The organism is Flagellimonas flava (genome assembly GCF_050617915.1).
In the GTDB taxonomy this organism is placed as follows: Bacteria; Bacteroidota; Bacteroidia; order Flavobacteriales; family Flavobacteriaceae; genus Flagellimonas; species Flagellimonas flava_A.
In genome coordinates, this window is the sequence record NZ_JBODQE010000007.1 from 119,197 (window position 1) to 135,290 (window position 16,094).

Sequence of the window (16,094 nt, forward strand, 5' to 3'; positions counted from 1 at the left end):
AATTCCAATGAAGCGCCACAACCTCATATCAATTTTATTCATTGCCTTTTTTGGAGTGGTTTCCATGACCGCACAATCCACAGTCCAAAAGAGAGCGGATCAATTGTTCTATAAATTTGCTTACGCAAAGGCCATTCCAGAGTACGAAAAAATGGTCACTGGGAAAAACGCTGTACATGCCTATCAAAGGCTGGCCGAGTGTTATTTGATGTTGCGGGATTTTGAGAAGGCTTTGCCCTATTTCAAAAGGTTCATCAACGAGCCCGAGACCCCAACCAACTATTACTTTAAATATGCCATGGCCCTAAAAAGCTCCGGTCAGGAGAAAGAGGCTGTTAAATGGCTCAAACGCTATAGAAAATTCCATAAAAACGATGCACGTGTCAAGCAGTTTTTAAAGGATGGAAACCTGGCTTCTGTGGTCTTTAACAGTAGGGAAAGATACGAAGTGGAGCCTGTGCATTTCAATACACGATACAGCGAATTTGGCGCCTTTGTCCATGACGGGCAGTTGTATTTCAGCTCTAGTAGAAAAGAGGTCGCTTCTGAAGATATTTACGGATGGAACAACGAATCCTGGTTGGATATTTTCCATGTTACCGAAGGAAGTACCATGGATGTTCCCAGAAAGTTTCAAGGCGAAATCAACTCCAAGTTCCATGAAAGTTCCATGGTTTTTTCCACCGATTATAAAAACGATACCATTGTCTACTTTACGCGAAACAGCTACTTCCAAAATAAGGAAAGCTTTTTCACCAAGAAAAAGGAAGACAAGAACATAGAAAAACTAAACAACCTAAAAATCTACAAAGGGGAAAAAGTGGATGGTGTCTGGAAGGTTACCCGAAACCTTAAGACCAATGCCGACCACTACTCTACCGGTCACCCTACCGTAAACACTGATAGAACGCTATTGTACTTTGCTTCCGACAGACCTGGTGGCTATGGGGGTACCGACATTTATTACTGCAAAATACATCCAAGGGGCGGTGTGGGACTCCCAGTAAACGCTGGTCCCATAATCAATACTCCTGGGAACGAAATGTTTCCTTACATCAACAATGAAGGGCAGTTGTTCTTCTCTTCGGATGGACATGTAGGCTTTGGACAATTGGATGTATTTGCTGCTATTTCGGATGAGGAGGGAACCATCAAAGATGTGATCAATTTAGGAAAGCCCCTAAATAGTGAAAAAGACGATTTTGGATACTATGCCATGGATAATGGTGTGGATGGATATGTAAGCTCCAACCGTAAAGGAGGCAAAGGAAGCGATGATATTTATCGTTTTAAGTTTATTCCTTCCCTAATGCTGGAGGGAACTGTCACGGACGCTATCAACCTTCAGCCTTTGGACAGTGTTGCCATCTCTTTGTACGACCAAAATACCGGGGAGTTGGTTCAAAAAACGATGACCAATGACCAAGGTAGATACGAAATGTTTGTGAATCGAGGACAAAATTACTTGATAGAAGCAGTGCGGAAAACGCACCCCCATAAGCACGTGTATTTTAGCACGCAGACTGTGCAGCGCGTTACCAAAACAGTAGTTCAGAATATTGAACTGGAACCTGTAATGGATGTGAAGGTTTTGGCTGGACTCAATAAAATCTATTTTGACTTTAATAAAAGTAATATTAGACCTGATGCCGCCAGGGAACTGGACAAAGTGGTGAAACTTATGTCCGAAACCTATCCTGAAATGGTTATCCGATTGGAATCGCATACCGATCCCGTGGGAAGCCACAATTATAACGACAAACTATCTGAACGAAGGGCAAAGTCCACTTACGAATATTTAATTGCCCATGGCATTCCAAGGCATAGGATTATCTCCTATAAAGGATATGGAAAACGAAAATTGATCAACGATTGCAACGGTTTGGAAGACTGTGATCAAGAACAACTGGAATTGAACCGAAGAACTGAATTTCCGGTGGTTCAACTTAACAATAACTATTTGGCAAAATCAAAATAAATAGTAGAGGGATTCTTTTAAAAAGCCGCCCAAGAAGCAATTCTGGGCGGCTTTTTATTTTATATAATCCCTCCGATTCAATGCTTTGCATTGAATCACCTCCCCTTTCCAAGGTGAGGAGCGTAATTTGAAGTTAAATATGTAGCTCCTCCCTTCGAGGAGGGGAGGTGGCTCAATTGAAAATTGAGCAGGAGGGGTGGAAGGGTGCCTCACGACTTCACCTCCACCTTGCTCTCCACAACATCCTTTATCGGAATCACAAACTTTCCGTCTTTGGTTACCAAAGTCAAGCTGTTGTTTTCAATAGCTTCTACCGTTCCTGAGTGCTTGCCAATTACCAGTTTGTCGCCCACTGCAAATGTCCTACGGGTGTAAAAGGAACGCAATAAATCTGTGATCACATCGCGCGACCCCAAGCCCAGACCAATGGCAAAAGCCAACAGAAATGCACCCAAGATCATTGTAACGTTGTTCGTGATTATCGTGGTATCTATCCCCGCCTGATTCAAAGCCGTAATGGAAATAAATATCACAATGATGTAAAACAACATATTGCTCACCAAGTTGGATCCCCCAAACTCGAGGGAATCAAAAATTTTCTTGACCGTTTTCTTGATAAAGTTCCCAATGTAGAGCCCGATCATCATAAGGGCCAGTGCGCTGAACAGTCTAGGTAAATAGCGTAGCAGATTGCCAATTTCGGTAGAGATGATCTCCCAGCTTAAAATATCTGCCGCTACAATCAAGAAGACCAATAACAACACCCATTTCACAAAGCCTAGGATTATTTTTAGGATATCAATCTTAAAATCCCCTTTGCCAAACAGTTCCATGTCATTAATCTTATCGCTCAACACATTCACTTTGGCCAACTTTAATATTTTGCCCAGGACAAAGAGTATGATCCTCGTTACGATCCAACCAATCAGCAGAATGATCAGTGCCCCAATGATCTTGGGGAGGGCCAATGCTATATCCCTACCCATTGCAGCCAAGGAATCAAAGGTTAGGTTCTTCCATTCGTTTAGTGTTTCCATATCTTTAGTTTTATAGTGCAGTTATCAATTATTTCCCAAGGTTTTAAATAGTTTTCGCAAGGCGGATCCCACATTGAACGAAAAGAGCGAAGCCATATCCATGATCAATTTGGCAGCCGCTATATCGTTCATTACTTTTTTCTTCATGCCTGGCGGAACCTCCCGTAACGAAGCTTCCAGTTCCTTAAACGGATTTCTAATTTTCTTTGCCATGTTACAAGGTTTTATAGATTTCCATTAATTTTTCTTTTGCTCTCTTTAATCGCATTTTTACGGCACTCTCCCCTATTTCCATAAGGTTTACCAAATCTTTGATGGAGGCTCCATCCTGATATTTCAGTAACAAAATGGACTTATCCTCTGGCGAAACCAATTCCAAGGCTTTTTTCAATTTCTTGGTCTTCATTTCAAAAAGGCTGTCATCGGGTATTTCCGCTGTCAATTTGTATTCCGAGTCCTCCATAGGCACGGATTTGTCACTCATCTTTCGCTGCTTGTTCCTGTTCACGTAGTTCACGCAGAAATTATAGGTAAAGGAGTACAGCCAAGTGGAAAACTTGGATTTCCCCTTGAACATCTTCAGTTTTATGAACAATTGCAGGAACACGTCCTGGGTCAAATCTTCAGCCTCATCTTCCGATCTGGCAAATCCGTAGCATTTGTTGTAGACCATTTTTGCATACCGGTCGTACAACTTGCCAAAGAGCAGCGGATTGTTGTTGGCAACAATTTTCTGCACCAGTTCCTCATCCGTCAGATGGGCATATGGGTCATCTGCTTCCAATGAATTCTTATCAATGTAATGTATAAGAGTTAGAAACAGTCTTCTGATAAAAGTCACTGGACGAGGTTTGTTCGGGTTCTTTTTATGAAGTTTTCCCTTTTAGGGAATATCTCAACAAGATAATTGAAATTGACCTTATATTTATGGAAAATTAGCAGATGAAATACTACTTCTTTTTAGCCTTGTTTTGCTTTACATTGATTTCCGCTTGTAAAACTGAACCCAAAGCTGAGCCCACTCCTGAAAAAGAACTGTCAATTCCAGAAAAAATAGCCCAAGCACATGGGTACGATGCCTGGAAATCCGTGAAGGAAATCACCTTTACCTTTAAAGTGGGCCGGGACAGTACCAAACTTGGCCGCACATGGGTCTGGGAGCCTAAAACCAACAAGGTCACTTCAATTTCCTCGGACACCTTAGTTTACAATCGAAAATCCATGGATAGCATTGCCCTTGAACGAAATGGAGGTTTTATCAACGACAGATTCTGGATTTTGGCGCCGTTCAATCTAATTTGGGATGCCAACAATTATACTTCGGAACATAAAGAAAATCAAAAGGCACCTATTAGTGGAGAATCCATGCAGAAGTTGACCATAGTGTATGGCAACGAAGGTGGGTATACTCCTGGAGATGCCTATGATTTCTATTTTAAGGACGACTTTGTACTACGTGAATGGGTATTTAGAAAGGCCAATCAAGCAGGACCTTCCATGACCACTACTTGGGAAGATTACGTGACTATGGAAGGACTGAAACTAGCCCAAGATCATAGAAAAGCCGAAGGTGATTTTAGTCTGAATTTTACCAATCTGTCCGTGATCAAAGAGTAATTCCGGAATTTCTAAGCTCTCTTTTTCTGAAGGAACAAGCTGGTTCCCAAAACCAGTAGAATGCAGCCCAAAAGACCATAGAAGCTGTGGGTTAGGGAAGTACTTTCCGCAACAAAGCCCAAAACAACAGGCCCCATTAAAAAACCCGAGTATCCGGTACCAGCGATAAAGGAAACTCCTTGTGCCGATTCCACACCCTTGACGTTACCCCCAATTCTGAAAAGCTCAGGGACTATAACAGAAAACCCAAGACCGTTCAAGGCAAAGCCCACAATGGCCAAAAGGGTATGTTCCGATAACACCAACAGATACCCTAAAAGCGCCACCGAAGCTCCCAACACCACAATTTTAATGGAACCTATCCGAGCGCTGATGCCATCCCCCAAAAACCTTCCTAGGGTCATGGCAACGGAAAAGGCCAAAAATCCCGAGCCGATAAGTGCTTCCGGAGCCAGCGTTATCTCTTTTAAATAAAGTCCGCTCCAATCCACAATAGCACCTTCACTACCAAAAGCAACAAAACTTATCAATCCCAGTAAAATCAGGGGTTTGAACAATTTTAAATTGAAGGCCTCCTTTTCCTGTGGAGCTGCCTTAATGTTTATATAATGACGGAAAAAGAACAAATTGATCAAAAACGCAACACCTACGGTTATACCCATATGAAGTGCCGGGTTCCCGATAATGGGAATTAAAAAACTGCCCAAGCCCACAACAACGCCGCCCAGACTAAAAAAACCATGGGCTGCAGACATAAAATTCTGCTTATCCTCCTTTTCAATCTCGGTAACCAGGGTATTCATGGCAATATCCGTAAGTCCATTGGCTGCCCCAAAAAGAAAGAGGGTTACCGCCAATGTAATGTAATTGGGTGCCAATAATGGGAATATGGCCGTTATACTACCCAACAGTACCCCTACCCAAGTTGCTTTTCCCACTCCAAGTTTATTGATGATTTTGGGCGCCAAGGGAAAAATGGCAAAAACTCCCAATGACAGACAAAACAAGGCAATACCTAAATCGGCTTTGTTGATGTCCAATTTTTCTTTTACCGTTGGGATATAAATGGCCCAGGTACCGAACCAAATGTTAAGGGTGGTAAAAACCCAAGCCGGTGCAAAGTATCTGGGATTGGAAAAAATAAGTTGAAGTGATTTCATATGGCAAAATAACCGAACCACAGCGGAACTTTATAGCTGAAAACATTCCAATACTTGTCTGTTTTATTCCCAAACTGGATATAAACAGGATTTTATTGGTAGTTTTACAGCATGAAACCCATGTTGGAATCCATCAATGTCTCCCACAACACTTCCTTAAAGGTAGCTACGTATAACAATTCCAGTTACTGCGAGTCGGCGGGTTGGCATGTGCATCCGGAATACGAATTGGTCTATGTGAAAAATGGAGCCGGTTGTTTGCATATTGGTTCCAACAAAAGCCATTATACCCATGGGACGCTTGTATTTTTAGCTGGAAATATCCCCCATGCGGACTTTGGCAACAAGGATAATGAAGATAACATTGAAGTGGTCATCCAGTTTAGAAAGGAGTTTTTGGATGAAAAAATCAAAGTGTTCCCAGAATTTGATAGTATCAAAAGGCTAATTGAAAAATCCGGTCATGTTCTTGTCTTCAGCCAGCAGTGCAAGGATCAATTACAATCCAAATTTGAAGCCTTTGCCCATCAAGACAATCAAGGTAGATTGATCAATCTGTTGTCCATCCTAAGTGACCTGTCCAAGGAAAAAAGCTATAAAACCCTTTTGGACACATTTTCAATCAACGAGTTTAAAAGTGATGAAATTAAGCGGTTGGAACACGTCTTTGAGTATGTAAACACCAACTATCACAAAGAAATTTCCGTGCTTGAAATTTCAGCGCTACTGGGTTTCACTCCCAATTCCTTTAGCCGTTTTTTTAGAAAAATGACCCAAAGACGGTTTCTGGATTTTGTCAATGAGTATCGGATAACCAAAGCGGTGGAACTTTTCAATGAGGACAATTCAACCATTGCCGAGGTCATGTACCAATGCGGGTTCACGGACCCTTCTTACTTTAGTAAGCAATTTAGAAGATATCAAGGCTTATCGCCTTCCGCATACGTAAAGCGAAGGTACTCTACCTCACTTGCTTAATATCCCTTTCTTTAATATTTGTCCAAAATTGTACATGTCAGTGTATGAGCAATACAAGGGAGCGGGAGCCAATCGGATCACATTGGGTTCTCTCCAATCCGTAATGACCCCATTATTCATCAGATAATCAAAGAGGGGGCGCCCTTCTCCATGTAGAAAAACCGAAAGTTGACATCCTCTATCTTCAGGAGTAATGATTTCAAAGGTACTTTCCACCTCTTTATCTATTTCCTTTAAAACAAATTCCAGAAAGGCCACTATCTTTTTTTGTTTTTGCACCAAAGCATCCATGCCCACCTCATCAAACAACTCCAGAGAAGCCAAATAGGGTGCTACAGAAAGAATTGGAGGATTACTTAACTGCCAGGCGTCTGCCGTATCTATCGGGTCAAATTCCGGTTGCATTAAAAAGCGGGTTTCCTTTTTGGTGCCCCACCATCCTTCAAAACGCGGTATATCCTTTTGTCCCAGATAACTCTCATTCACATAGATTCCAGAGGCATTCCCAGGGCCACTGTTCATATATTTATAACTGCACCAAGCCGCGAAATCCGCACCCCAATCATGCAGGTTAAGCTTAACATTACCTACACCATGGGCCAAATCCCATCCCACTTTTGCACCCACTTCCTTTCCAGCTATGGTAATAGCTTCCATATCCAAGACTTGGCCATTGTAATAATTGACCCCTCCCATTAAGACCAAAGCCAGCTCCTCTCCTACCTCATTGATCTTATCAAGAATGTCCTCCGTTCTCCAAAAATGTTCGCCATCCCTTTTTTTAACCTCCACAATCACATCATCAGGCTTAAAACCGTGATACCTAGCCTGACTTTGTAGCATGTATTGATCGGACGGAAAGGCCTTCTCCTCACATAAAATCTTTATTCTTTTTCCAGTGGGTCTGTAGAAGGATACCATGAGGAGGTGCAAGTTCACCGTAAGAGTGTTCATTACGGAAACCTCCTCTTTTTTGGCACCAACAATTTTGGACAAGCCTTCCGCCAAGCGCTCATGATAGTCCCACCATGGCTTTTCAGCATAAAAATGGCCCTCCACAGCCATTTCCTTCCAGTCTTTCATGACATCATCCACAAATTTCTGGCTACGTTTAGGCTGAAGTCCCAAAGAATTGCCCGTAAAATAGATTACATCCTTTCCATTGTGCTGGGGATAGTGAAATTCATTCCTATACTGGGCCAAGGGGTCTTGGGCGTCCAACTGTTGTGCAAATTCCAAGGAATGCTGAAAACTCATACGTATTGTTTGGGTTAAATATGGAAATTAAATATCGTTTTCTCTAGTTTTATTCCAATCGCATTTCACTAATGTGTTTTTTGAAGCCCACTTTTTCATAGGCTTTTACGGCCGGAATGTTATCCTCGTAAACTGTCAAGCGCATTTCAGAAAGTCCTTTGGAATCGGCCCATTGCTTGAGCGATTCTATAATTCTTGCATTCAGTCCTTTGCCTCTAAAATCAGGTTGGGTATACATAAAGCCCAAGTAAGCATAGAACTCATGATCCAGATAATGTCTTGCTCTTTTGGTAATGGCATACCCAGAGGCCACAATTTCTCCCTCATGTTCAATCACCAGAACACAGGCGTCATCATTATCAATCATAGCCTTAATATCATAATAGCTAACAGGGTCCTCCCTAATGGTGATATCAAAAGGTCTTTCTGCCTTGATCAATTGCTGCTCAAAATCCAACAGAACGGGCAAATCCTCCATTCTGGCATTTCTGGTTGTAAAATTGGATGAAACCATATGTTCTAGTTCGAGATAAACGGTATATCCAATGTACTTCTTTTCTCTATTTTTGCGAAAATTTACGCATGCATTTTTTATCCCCCTTATTGGAAAGCTATATTGCAGAAAACACGGAGTCGGAACCAGCAATTTTAACGGAGCTTACCCGTGAAACCCACCTAAAGGTTATTCAACCACGAATGATCACAGGTCATTTCCAAGGGAGGGTGCTGAGTATGCTCTCCAAAATTATTTCGCCGAAATTCATATTGGAAATAGGAACCTATACGGGGTATTCTGCCATTTGTTTGGCCGAAGGACTTCAAAAATCAGGAGAATTGCACACCATTGAAATCAATGAGGAACTGCACGGCATGCAGCGCAAGTATTTTGATAAAAGTGGCTTTGGAGCACAGATCGCACAGCATATTGGAGATGCCCTGGACATTGTTCCCCAATTGAATCATCAATTTGATTTGGTGTTTATCGATGCCCAAAAAGTTCAGTATGATGCTTTTTTTGAAGCGGTCATTGAAAAAACCAAGCCGGGAAGTATCATTTTAAGCGATAATGTGCTCTGGTCCGGTAAAGTAGTGGAACCTTTAATTCCTTCGGATAAGGCTACGGCTTCATTGTTGGCCTATAACCAGAAATTAAAGCAAGATCCAAGAGTTGAAACCGTTTTGCTCCCTATACGTGATGGGCTCACGATGTGCCGGGTGCTATAGCTCGGTGTAGTTTATGAAAAAGCAAACCCGAAAGCACTCCAACTGCTGCTCCAACCAAAACATCCAAAGGATAGTGCACTCCCACATAAATACGACTGGTGGTGAACAATAATGGCCAAATAAAAAATAGACCTGCCCATTTTATCTTGTTTTTAAGCAGCAAGTAGACTAAAAGGGCAATGGCGAAGGAGCTGGAGGCATGGCCCGAAAAAAAACTGTAGCCCGAAGGGGTGTCCAAGATGCGGATAAAGGAACTTATTTCTGCATCATCACAGGGGCGCAATCTTTTAAAACCAATTTTGGTCCAATGGGTAATCAAGGTGATGAAAAATGCAAGCGCGACAACCGCAGTAATTCTGGAAAAGGCCTGTCTTTTAGGAAACTTCAGTAAAAACAGTACAAGAAACATCAGAAATAAGGGAGTCCACACGGAAATCTTGGTCACCGCTGACCAAAAAGGATCCCAAAATTCGACGCCAAGCCCATTAAGATAAATGAAAACATCCTGATCCCATTGTAGGAGCCGATCCAACATGGATTATTTGGTGCTTCTTTTGACAGCTCCGGTTACCTCATCCACATTTTTCTTTACTTCATTCAGTTCTTTTCGGATGTCTTTGGTGAAGTCGGTATCAATACCCTGACTCTCAGCGCTCTTTTGGATCTCGCGCTTAATATCGTCCGTGGCGTCCCGTAGTTGTCGCATTCCCTTACCCAGGCCTTTGGCAATACCCGGTATTTTGTCGGCCCCAAAAACCATGACCACAATAAAAAGGATAAAAAAGATTTCTCCGCCGCTGATGAATAGAAAATGCATAGGACAAATATAATGAGAACTTGCTTGGAAACTAAAAAAAGCCCTGCGATTTCACAGGGCTTTTAACACTTGATCTAGGGTTTAACTACCCTTTTATATTCTGTTTGAACTTATCGAAATCGGATTTTTCCTCTTTCTTGGGCCAAGAATTGTTGGCCGTATCAATATCTGCGGTTTCCGCCTTGGGATCAACCACAATACCTACCAATTCTTTTTGGGAGGACAATACGCGTTTCACCTCTGCATCGTTCTTTCTCCATATTTCCGGTGGATAGGTTACTTTTTCCTTAGTTCCATCAGCATAGGTATACTCCACAATCAAAGGCATTGGAATACCTCCCGGCTTGTCGAAAGTAATCTCATAGAAATACTTGGGTTCTTGAACCTGGGCCCTTTCCTCAGCACTCAAGTTATCCATCATGAATTCCTTCAAGTTCTGCGAAACCTCTGTAGGTGCCTTTCCTTTGAGGTCGGGATTGTAATCTTCGCTATCCTCTTCCGCCAAATAAACCAATGGAGGTAAATCGGCTTCCGTGATATTTCTATCTGCCATATACTTTTCCATTTGCTTGGTAGGCTTGTCTGAAACATAGTATTTTTTCACCCCTTTTACTCCGATATCAACATAATCGGTAGTATAGAACCAAGATCTCCAGTACCAGTCCAAGTCCACAGCGGAAGCATCTTCCATGGTTCTAAAGAAATCCTCTGGAGTAGGATGCTTGAATTTCCAACGTTGGGCATAGGTTTTAAATGCATGATCAAACAATTCGGGACCCATAACGGTTTCCCTTAGAATGTTCAAAGCGGTTGCCGGTTTACCATAGGCATTTGGCCCCAACTGATATACATTCTCTGGATTGGACATGATGGGTGAAATATGACTTTGATCACCAGCCATATACGGAACAATTTTCGCTGCTTCCCCTCTTCTAGAAGGGTATTTGGAATTTGGAGCGATGACATCTGGATAATTCTTTCCAAATTCCTGCTCGGTCAAATATTGCATGAAAGTATCCAGACCTTCGTCCATCCATCCCCACTGACGCTCATCAGAGTTTACGATCATAGGGAAGAAGTTGTGTCCCACCTCGTGGATGATCACACTGATCATGCCGTACTTGGTTCTATCGGAATATGTACCATCCTCGTTGGGACGTCCATAATTCCAGCAAATCATAGGATACTCCATACCCTGGTTTTTGGCATGTACCGAAATCGCCTTATGGTAAGGGTAATCAAAAGTATGTTTTGAATAGGTTTTCAAGGTTTGTACCACGGCTTTGGTAGACTGCTCTTCCCAAAGCGGATTTCCTTCTTTAGGATATAGGGAAACAGCCATTATATCTTTTCCACCAATTTTTACGGCCTGCATGTCCCAAACAAATTTTCTTGAGGTCGCGAAACCGTAATCCCGAACATTGGTTGCCTTGAACTTCCAAGTCTTTTTCTTATCCGAAAATCCTTTTTCCGCAGCTTCCGCTTCTTCTTGGGTTACAATTAAAACAGGTTTATCATACGATTTTTTAGCCTGCTTGTAACGTTTCATCATTTCTTTGGAGAATACCTGCTCCCTGTTTTGCAAAACTCCGGTAGCATCCAAGATATGATCGGCCGGCACGGTAATGTTTACCTCATAGTTTCCAAACGGAAGGGCAAATTCGCCACTTCCCCAAAACTGATGGTTTTGCCATCCTTCCACATCACTGTATACAGCCATTCTAGGGAAAAACTGCGCAATAACATAGGCGCGGTTTCCGTCTTTTGCAAAGTATTCGAAACCAGAACGCGCCCTGTTCACCGTATGGTCAGGAACATTATACCACCACTTGATTGAAAATGAAATCTGCTCCCCACTCTTAAGCGGTTGGGGAATATTCAAACGCATCATGGTTTGGTTGATGGTATAGGACAATGGCTTGCCATTGGCATCCTTCACAAATTCAATATTAAATCCGCCATCAAACGGCTCGGTGACATAGGTTTGGGCAAAATCCCCTGCCATATATGCAAAGTTCACTCCGTTCCCATTTCTTAAGGGAGACTTGGAATCTTTAGCCCGCACATTTTGATCTAGCTGCACCCAAAGGAACTCTAAATCATCAGGAGAATTGTTATAATAAGTAATGGTCTCCTCACCATAAATCTTGGCATTTTTATCGTCCAATTCAATGTCCATTACATAGTCTGCTCTTTGCTGATAGTAATCAGGTCCGGGAGCTCCGGAGGCTGAACGGTAGGTGTTTGGAGTGGAGAACTCCTCGTACAACTGTTTAAACTTGCTTTGGTTCACATGACCAGGCTCCCTTGGCTTTTCGGTTTCCCCTTCTTCCTGCGCAAAGGCCATTGCACCGAAAAGAAACAGCATGGAAGCAAAACAATACTTGATTTTGTTCATTTTCTTATTGATTTTTAAACGGTGAAAAATAACTTTTTTTTAACGAACCGTTAAAGGGCAGTTATAAGTTTAACATTCCTTTATTATTCTCCTTGATCAGCACAAAACTTTTTTTCTTTCCTTTCCATTTTACGTGGACCACATTTTGCTGTTCTTCAAAAAGATCCGTAAGCACTTCATTCTGAACGGAGACTGATTTTAAGCTGGAAAAGTCCACATCCTCCAACTCCATGTAGCAGATGACGACATCATTGTCATATTCTTTTCCCAAAAAGGTATAGGGAACAATTTCGCCGTTTAACGCTATGGCAAACTTTGCGCGGAGGTATTTTTCAATATAGGTATCTGCCACTTGGGCTTCGTTTTTTGTTGCCAGTTCTGCCTTGACCCCATATCGTTCTTCCAGAACATCATCCAAATCATCAATAAAGATCCGACTGGTAATTTGGAAGGATGCGCTTTTTTCAGAGTATACCACATTCGTCACACTAAGGTAGAATTTGTGCACCGTGGTAAAGGAAAACAACAGCAAAAGACCTAAAAAGGCCAGTGTATTTCCAATTTTTTTCAGCTTTATCATCATGTAATAGACTACATTTTCAACTTTTCGTTACAAGAAATTGAGGAACTTGAAATAAAAAACCTTCCAAAACCTTGCATTCGATTTACAAAAGTACAAACGGCATGCCAACCCTTTAGTCCAAATTATTGTTTCTCCGATACGCTCTACTCTTTGCAACCATAAAATCCCATATCTTCAATTTATCATGGGAGTCCACCGTGCGCTGAAAATCCTCATCCACTTCACAGAAATACATGAAGTCATCCAGTTTTTCTACAGGAATCTTTAAGTTGGTGCTAATTAGGGAATCTGCGTAAAAACCCTGTACCCGTTGGGTTCTAGCATAGGTTTTATCCACTTTGACCCTGTTCTTAAGCATCTTTGTACGGCCAGTTATGGCATTGATGATTGGATCCAAGGGAGGAGTCAAAATCATTCCCACATTGAATTTTCCAAAAGAAGCCTGCTGCAATTTCCGTTCGCTCTGCGTAGGGATTTTTGCGTGTGCATTGGGTAGTCCTAAAGCTTCCGCACTCACATCTTTTTCCAGTTGAAGCTGATCTAAATCCTGGTTAAGGTCGCCAGACAAATCATAAGGCCTAACCACAACTTCTTTCAGCTCGTTCACAAATTCCTCCAAGGGGACCGAGATAAAGCTTGTATTATAGACCACATCATTGACCACAATAAGTTTTCGCTGAAATTGAACCGCGGAAAATGCCAGCGTATCTTGGAGGGCAACGAGAATGGAAAAATTCCCATCTATATCCGTAATCACAGCTCTTTGGGACGTAAGGTTTTGCACCACCACCCCTACAACATCCTCATTGGTGCTATACACCCTTCCTCGAAGCTGTTTGGTACCCGTTTGTTGGGCATAAAGGGTAACTGAAAAAATAGTAAAAAGGAAAAGTAGCGCTTTATTCCGCATCCAATTCGGCCAAATAGGTTTTACTATGGGTCACCAGGAAATCGATTAGTTGGAACTCATTTTCCTTGCGCAACAAGGTCTGCGAGGGAACTTTGTCATCACAGTAGACCAAAAAAGCATCGATTTTATCCTGTGGCAATTTCAAATCCACCACAAAAAACTCGTCTTCGTAGACCTGTCTTAAAACCTCGCTTACCTTTAACGGCTCTCTTGTTTCGCCCTCAAGTTTTTTGGCCTTGAAGAGAGCTTTGAAAATGTTTACAAAGTTGATTCCATCCCGCATTCCTCTTACGGTTCTGGATTCGGCAATATTTTCAACCTCGGTAGATCGGTCTATTTCATATTCAAATTCTTTGAAGTCCTCGTTTTTGACTTCCAAAAATTTCTCTTGATTTTCAGGAGTTACCACTACCCCTTCCAGCTCGGTAACTTTTTCAGTCACCTCAACCACAAGACGATTGTTGTGTAAAATTTCAGGAGTAATCGTTACAACTTCCAGTTGATAATTCACTGCGGTAAAAACCAATTGGTCACCCTCCTTTACCAATATCACAAATTCCCCATCCTCATTGGTAATTGTGGCTGTTTCCGAAGTGGAATTAATCACGTTTTCATTAGGTACATTTATCCCGCGATAAATCACCTTGCCCCTAAGTACTTGTCTATTATCTTGAGCCAGTGAATTGCCGGCAAAAACAAGAAAAAATAAAATCAGTGTAATGTTTTTCATAAGCATGGCCATTTAGCCGAAGTTAAAGAAAACTCTTGGCGGCCACATAAAAAAATATCGCTGTTCTAAACTTTTGTTAATTCTCCTAAAAATTCAACTGCAGTACTTATCCGTTCACCTTTGAACTAAGGTATTTTGACGGTAATTATTAGAATTCTCGGATCATAAACCTAGTTTTGCCCATTAGGTGTAAATATCCTCAACCCTCAGATACTGTGAAAAAACAATTATCAATTTTGATCATTGGACTACTGATGATCAGTTCGCTACAAGCCCAAATCAAAATTGGGGAAAACCCTGAAGTTTTGCATCCGGCGTCCGTTCTGGAATTGGAAAGTACCTCCAGGGTCTTGGTCATTACTCGCATGACAACAGTCCAAATGGAAAGTATAACCCCATTGCAAGGTGCCATGGTTTACAACGTGGATACTGAGTGCGTGCATTTCTTTGACGGTACCCAATGGATCAATCCTTGTGACCAACCAGATGAGCAAACTTTTTCCACGGACCCTATTGTAAATGCAAACCCTACCATTGTAATCACTGAAGATGGTACCAACTTCAATTTTGAAGTAGGAATGATCAGGGGTGAAAATATCGTTCCAACCTCTGTAAATGGTCAACTTCATCTTCAGCCACAATCCATTACTGGGGATAGGATTGCAGCAGAAGCCATAACCATTGATAAACTTGCTCCCGGGTTTACACCTGGTGACATTTTACGATGGGATGGTACAGGCTCTGGCTGGGTTTTGGTCAATCAGTCAGATCTTGGTATAACCGAAGAAGATGGTATTGTAGGAAATGAGGTTACAGGTCCCGCCGACGGTACTCTGACTCTTTACGGAACAGGCGTTATGGCAGATCCACTTTTATTAGGTGTAAGTCCAAACGGAATAACCACTCTAGAGCTTGATGACGATGCAGTCAACTCGTTTAAAATACAAGACGGCCAGGTAAGCAACCAAGATTTGGCCACCGATGCGGTTACCAATGATAAAATGGCCAATGATGCGGTTGGGACGAATGAAATAATTAATGGCTCGGTGACAGATGCAAAACTCGACAAAGCAAACATTCCACTTAGCGGTTTTGGGCCGGCTACGGCCAACGTAAACATGGGAGGTTTTCAAATCAATGACTTACAAGACCCTGTTTTAGCGCAGGATGCAGCTACCATGGCCTATGTTGATGCCGAAATAACTGCTTCCAATGCTGCTGATGGGGATACTGATAGTAATAACGAAATACAAGATTTGGACCTGACCGGGGACATCCTGACAATAACAAACAACGCCGCACCCACCAGCATTGACCTTTCCGGCTATACCAACACTGACGCACAGGACATAAGCACGGACAACAATCCAGGGAACATTACCATCCAAAACGGGAGCACCCTTAA

Annotated in this window: 17 protein-coding genes; 5 read left to right on the forward strand and 12 right to left on the reverse strand. The window is 42.1% G+C overall.

The features are described from left to right. The first annotated feature begins 7 nt into the window (after positions 1–7). Positions 8–1,978 carry an OmpA family protein gene (locus tag ACRHOZ_RS17055; RefSeq protein ID WP_431128108.1) on the forward strand — a complete coding sequence of 657 codons (1,971 nt, stop codon included), beginning with the start codon at positions 8–10 and terminating at the stop codon, positions 1,976–1,978. 209 nt (positions 1,979–2,187) lie between these two features. Here the strand turns inward: ACRHOZ_RS17055 and ACRHOZ_RS17060 are convergent, their stop codons facing one another. From ACRHOZ_RS17060 to ACRHOZ_RS17070, 3 genes are read right to left on the reverse strand one after another with little or no spacing between them, the layout of a single operon-like run. Then, on the reverse strand, positions 2,188–3,015 hold the full coding sequence (locus tag ACRHOZ_RS17060) for a mechanosensitive ion channel family protein (protein WP_431128111.1): 828 nt from the start codon (positions 3,013–3,015) through the stop codon (positions 2,188–2,190). A 24-nt stretch (positions 3,016–3,039) separates the two neighbouring features. Further along, the gene (locus tag ACRHOZ_RS17065; RefSeq protein WP_420398914.1) at positions 3,040–3,228 is read right to left on the reverse strand and encodes a hypothetical protein; all 189 of its coding nucleotides are present in this window, start codon (positions 3,226–3,228) and stop codon (positions 3,040–3,042) included. 1 nt (position 3,229) lies between these two features. After that, positions 3,230–3,856: an RNA polymerase sigma factor gene (locus ACRHOZ_RS17070; RefSeq protein WP_431128115.1), complete on the reverse strand. Its 627-nt coding sequence runs from the start codon at positions 3,854–3,856 to the stop codon at positions 3,230–3,232. A gap of 101 nt (positions 3,857–3,957) precedes the next feature. Here ACRHOZ_RS17070 and ACRHOZ_RS17075 point away from each other — a divergent pair, with 101 nt between their 5' ends. Next, positions 3,958–4,632: a hypothetical protein gene (locus ACRHOZ_RS17075; RefSeq protein WP_431128118.1), complete on the forward strand. Its 675-nt coding sequence runs from the start codon at positions 3,958–3,960 to the stop codon at positions 4,630–4,632. An 11-nt stretch (positions 4,633–4,643) separates the two neighbouring features. Here the strand turns inward: ACRHOZ_RS17075 and ACRHOZ_RS17080 are convergent, their stop codons facing one another. After that, positions 4,644–5,792 (reverse strand): MFS transporter, encoded by a 1,149-nt coding sequence (locus tag ACRHOZ_RS17080; protein ID WP_431128121.1) that lies wholly within the window; start codon positions 5,790–5,792, stop codon positions 4,644–4,646. Positions 5,793–5,903: 111 nt separating this feature from the next. On the opposite strand from ACRHOZ_RS17080, the gene ACRHOZ_RS17085 reads away from it, so the two are divergent. Next, positions 5,904–6,770, forward strand: a complete 867-nt coding sequence (locus ACRHOZ_RS17085) for an AraC family transcriptional regulator (RefSeq protein WP_431128124.1) — start codon at positions 5,904–5,906, stop codon at positions 6,768–6,770. Here the strand turns inward: ACRHOZ_RS17085 and kynU are convergent. Next, positions 6,759–8,027, reverse strand: coding sequence for a kynureninase (gene kynU, locus ACRHOZ_RS17090; RefSeq protein ID WP_431128127.1), 1,269 nt, complete (start codon positions 8,025–8,027; stop codon positions 6,759–6,761). The genes ACRHOZ_RS17085 and kynU overlap by 12 nt on opposite strands. Before the next feature lie 49 nt (positions 8,028–8,076). Next, entirely contained in the window at positions 8,077–8,541 is a 465-nt protein-coding gene (locus ACRHOZ_RS17095; RefSeq protein ID WP_431128130.1) for a GNAT family N-acetyltransferase, read from the reverse strand. 68 nt (positions 8,542–8,609) lie between these two features. Between ACRHOZ_RS17095 and ACRHOZ_RS17100 the strand changes: the two genes are divergently transcribed. Next, positions 8,610–9,251, forward strand: a complete 642-nt coding sequence (locus tag ACRHOZ_RS17100) for an O-methyltransferase (RefSeq protein ID WP_431128133.1) — start codon at positions 8,610–8,612, stop codon at positions 9,249–9,251. Here ACRHOZ_RS17100 and ACRHOZ_RS17105 read toward each other — a convergent pair. The 6 genes from ACRHOZ_RS17105 to ACRHOZ_RS17130 form a co-directional block, all read right to left on the reverse strand. Further along, positions 9,229–9,786, reverse strand: coding sequence for a phosphatase PAP2 family protein (locus ACRHOZ_RS17105; protein ID WP_431128136.1), 558 nt, complete (start codon positions 9,784–9,786; stop codon positions 9,229–9,231). The genes ACRHOZ_RS17100 and ACRHOZ_RS17105 overlap by 23 nt on opposite strands. A 3-nt stretch (positions 9,787–9,789) precedes the next feature. After that, complete coding sequence (locus ACRHOZ_RS17110; protein ID WP_422350456.1) at positions 9,790–10,068, reverse strand: Sec-independent protein translocase subunit TatA/TatB; 279 nt, start codon at positions 10,066–10,068, stop codon at positions 9,790–9,792. An 85-nt stretch (positions 10,069–10,153) separates the two neighbouring features. Continuing rightward, positions 10,154–12,466: a M1 family metallopeptidase gene (locus tag ACRHOZ_RS17115; RefSeq protein ID WP_431128139.1), complete on the reverse strand. Its 2,313-nt coding sequence runs from the start codon at positions 12,464–12,466 to the stop codon at positions 10,154–10,156. A 61-nt stretch (positions 12,467–12,527) separates the two neighbouring features. Further along, positions 12,528–13,049, reverse strand: a complete 522-nt coding sequence (locus ACRHOZ_RS17120) for a DUF6702 family protein (protein ID WP_431128142.1) — start codon at positions 13,047–13,049, stop codon at positions 12,528–12,530. A 112-nt stretch (positions 13,050–13,161) separates the two neighbouring features. Beyond that, positions 13,162–13,959: a hypothetical protein gene (locus ACRHOZ_RS17125; protein ID WP_431128145.1), complete on the reverse strand. Its 798-nt coding sequence runs from the start codon at positions 13,957–13,959 to the stop codon at positions 13,162–13,164. Beyond that, positions 13,949–14,689 (reverse strand): hypothetical protein, encoded by a 741-nt coding sequence (locus tag ACRHOZ_RS17130; RefSeq protein WP_431128148.1) that lies wholly within the window; start codon positions 14,687–14,689, stop codon positions 13,949–13,951. The genes ACRHOZ_RS17125 and ACRHOZ_RS17130 overlap by 11 nt, the downstream gene beginning before the upstream one ends. A 215-nt stretch (positions 14,690–14,904) precedes the next feature. On the opposite strand from ACRHOZ_RS17130, the gene ACRHOZ_RS17135 reads away from it, so the two are divergent. Further along, positions 14,905–16,094: hypothetical protein (locus tag ACRHOZ_RS17135; protein WP_431128151.1), on the forward strand; the 1,190-nt coding region annotated here is incomplete at its 3' end.

Coding starts and splice junctions, on each gene's coding strand:
- ACRHOZ_RS17075 (WP_431128118.1), top strand. CDS start 3,958: ATGAAATACTACTTCTTTTTAGCCTTGTTTTGCTTTACATTGATTTCC.
- ACRHOZ_RS17095 (WP_431128130.1), bottom strand. CDS start 8,541: ATGGTTTCATCCAATTTTACAACCAGAAATGCCAGAATGGAGGATTTG.
- ACRHOZ_RS17065 (WP_420398914.1), bottom strand. CDS start 3,228: ATGGCAAAGAAAATTAGAAATCCGTTTAAGGAACTGGAAGCTTCGTTA.
- ACRHOZ_RS17100 (WP_431128133.1), top strand. CDS start 8,610: ATGCATTTTTTATCCCCCTTATTGGAAAGCTATATTGCAGAAAACACG.
- ACRHOZ_RS17115 (WP_431128139.1), bottom strand. CDS start 12,466: ATGAACAAAATCAAGTATTGTTTTGCTTCCATGCTGTTTCTTTTCGGT.
- ACRHOZ_RS17060 (WP_431128111.1), bottom strand. CDS start 3,015: ATGGAAACACTAAACGAATGGAAGAACCTAACCTTTGATTCCTTGGCT.
- ACRHOZ_RS17080 (WP_431128121.1), bottom strand. CDS start 5,792: ATGAAATCACTTCAACTTATTTTTTCCAATCCCAGATACTTTGCACCG.
- ACRHOZ_RS17120 (WP_431128142.1), bottom strand. CDS start 13,049: ATGATGATAAAGCTGAAAAAAATTGGAAATACACTGGCCTTTTTAGGT.
- ACRHOZ_RS17105 (WP_431128136.1), bottom strand. CDS start 9,786: ATGTTGGATCGGCTCCTACAATGGGATCAGGATGTTTTCATTTATCTT.
- ACRHOZ_RS17130 (WP_431128148.1), bottom strand. CDS start 14,689: ATGAAAAACATTACACTGATTTTATTTTTTCTTGTTTTTGCCGGCAAT.
- ACRHOZ_RS17125 (WP_431128145.1), bottom strand. CDS start 13,959: ATGCGGAATAAAGCGCTACTTTTCCTTTTTACTATTTTTTCAGTTACC.
- ACRHOZ_RS17055 (WP_431128108.1), top strand. CDS start 8: ATGAAGCGCCACAACCTCATATCAATTTTATTCATTGCCTTTTTTGGA.
- kynU (WP_431128127.1), bottom strand. CDS start 8,027: ATGAGTTTTCAGCATTCCTTGGAATTTGCACAACAGTTGGACGCCCAA.
- ACRHOZ_RS17085 (WP_431128124.1), top strand. CDS start 5,904: ATGAAACCCATGTTGGAATCCATCAATGTCTCCCACAACACTTCCTTA.
- ACRHOZ_RS17110 (WP_422350456.1), bottom strand. CDS start 10,068: ATGCATTTTCTATTCATCAGCGGCGGAGAAATCTTTTTTATCCTTTTT.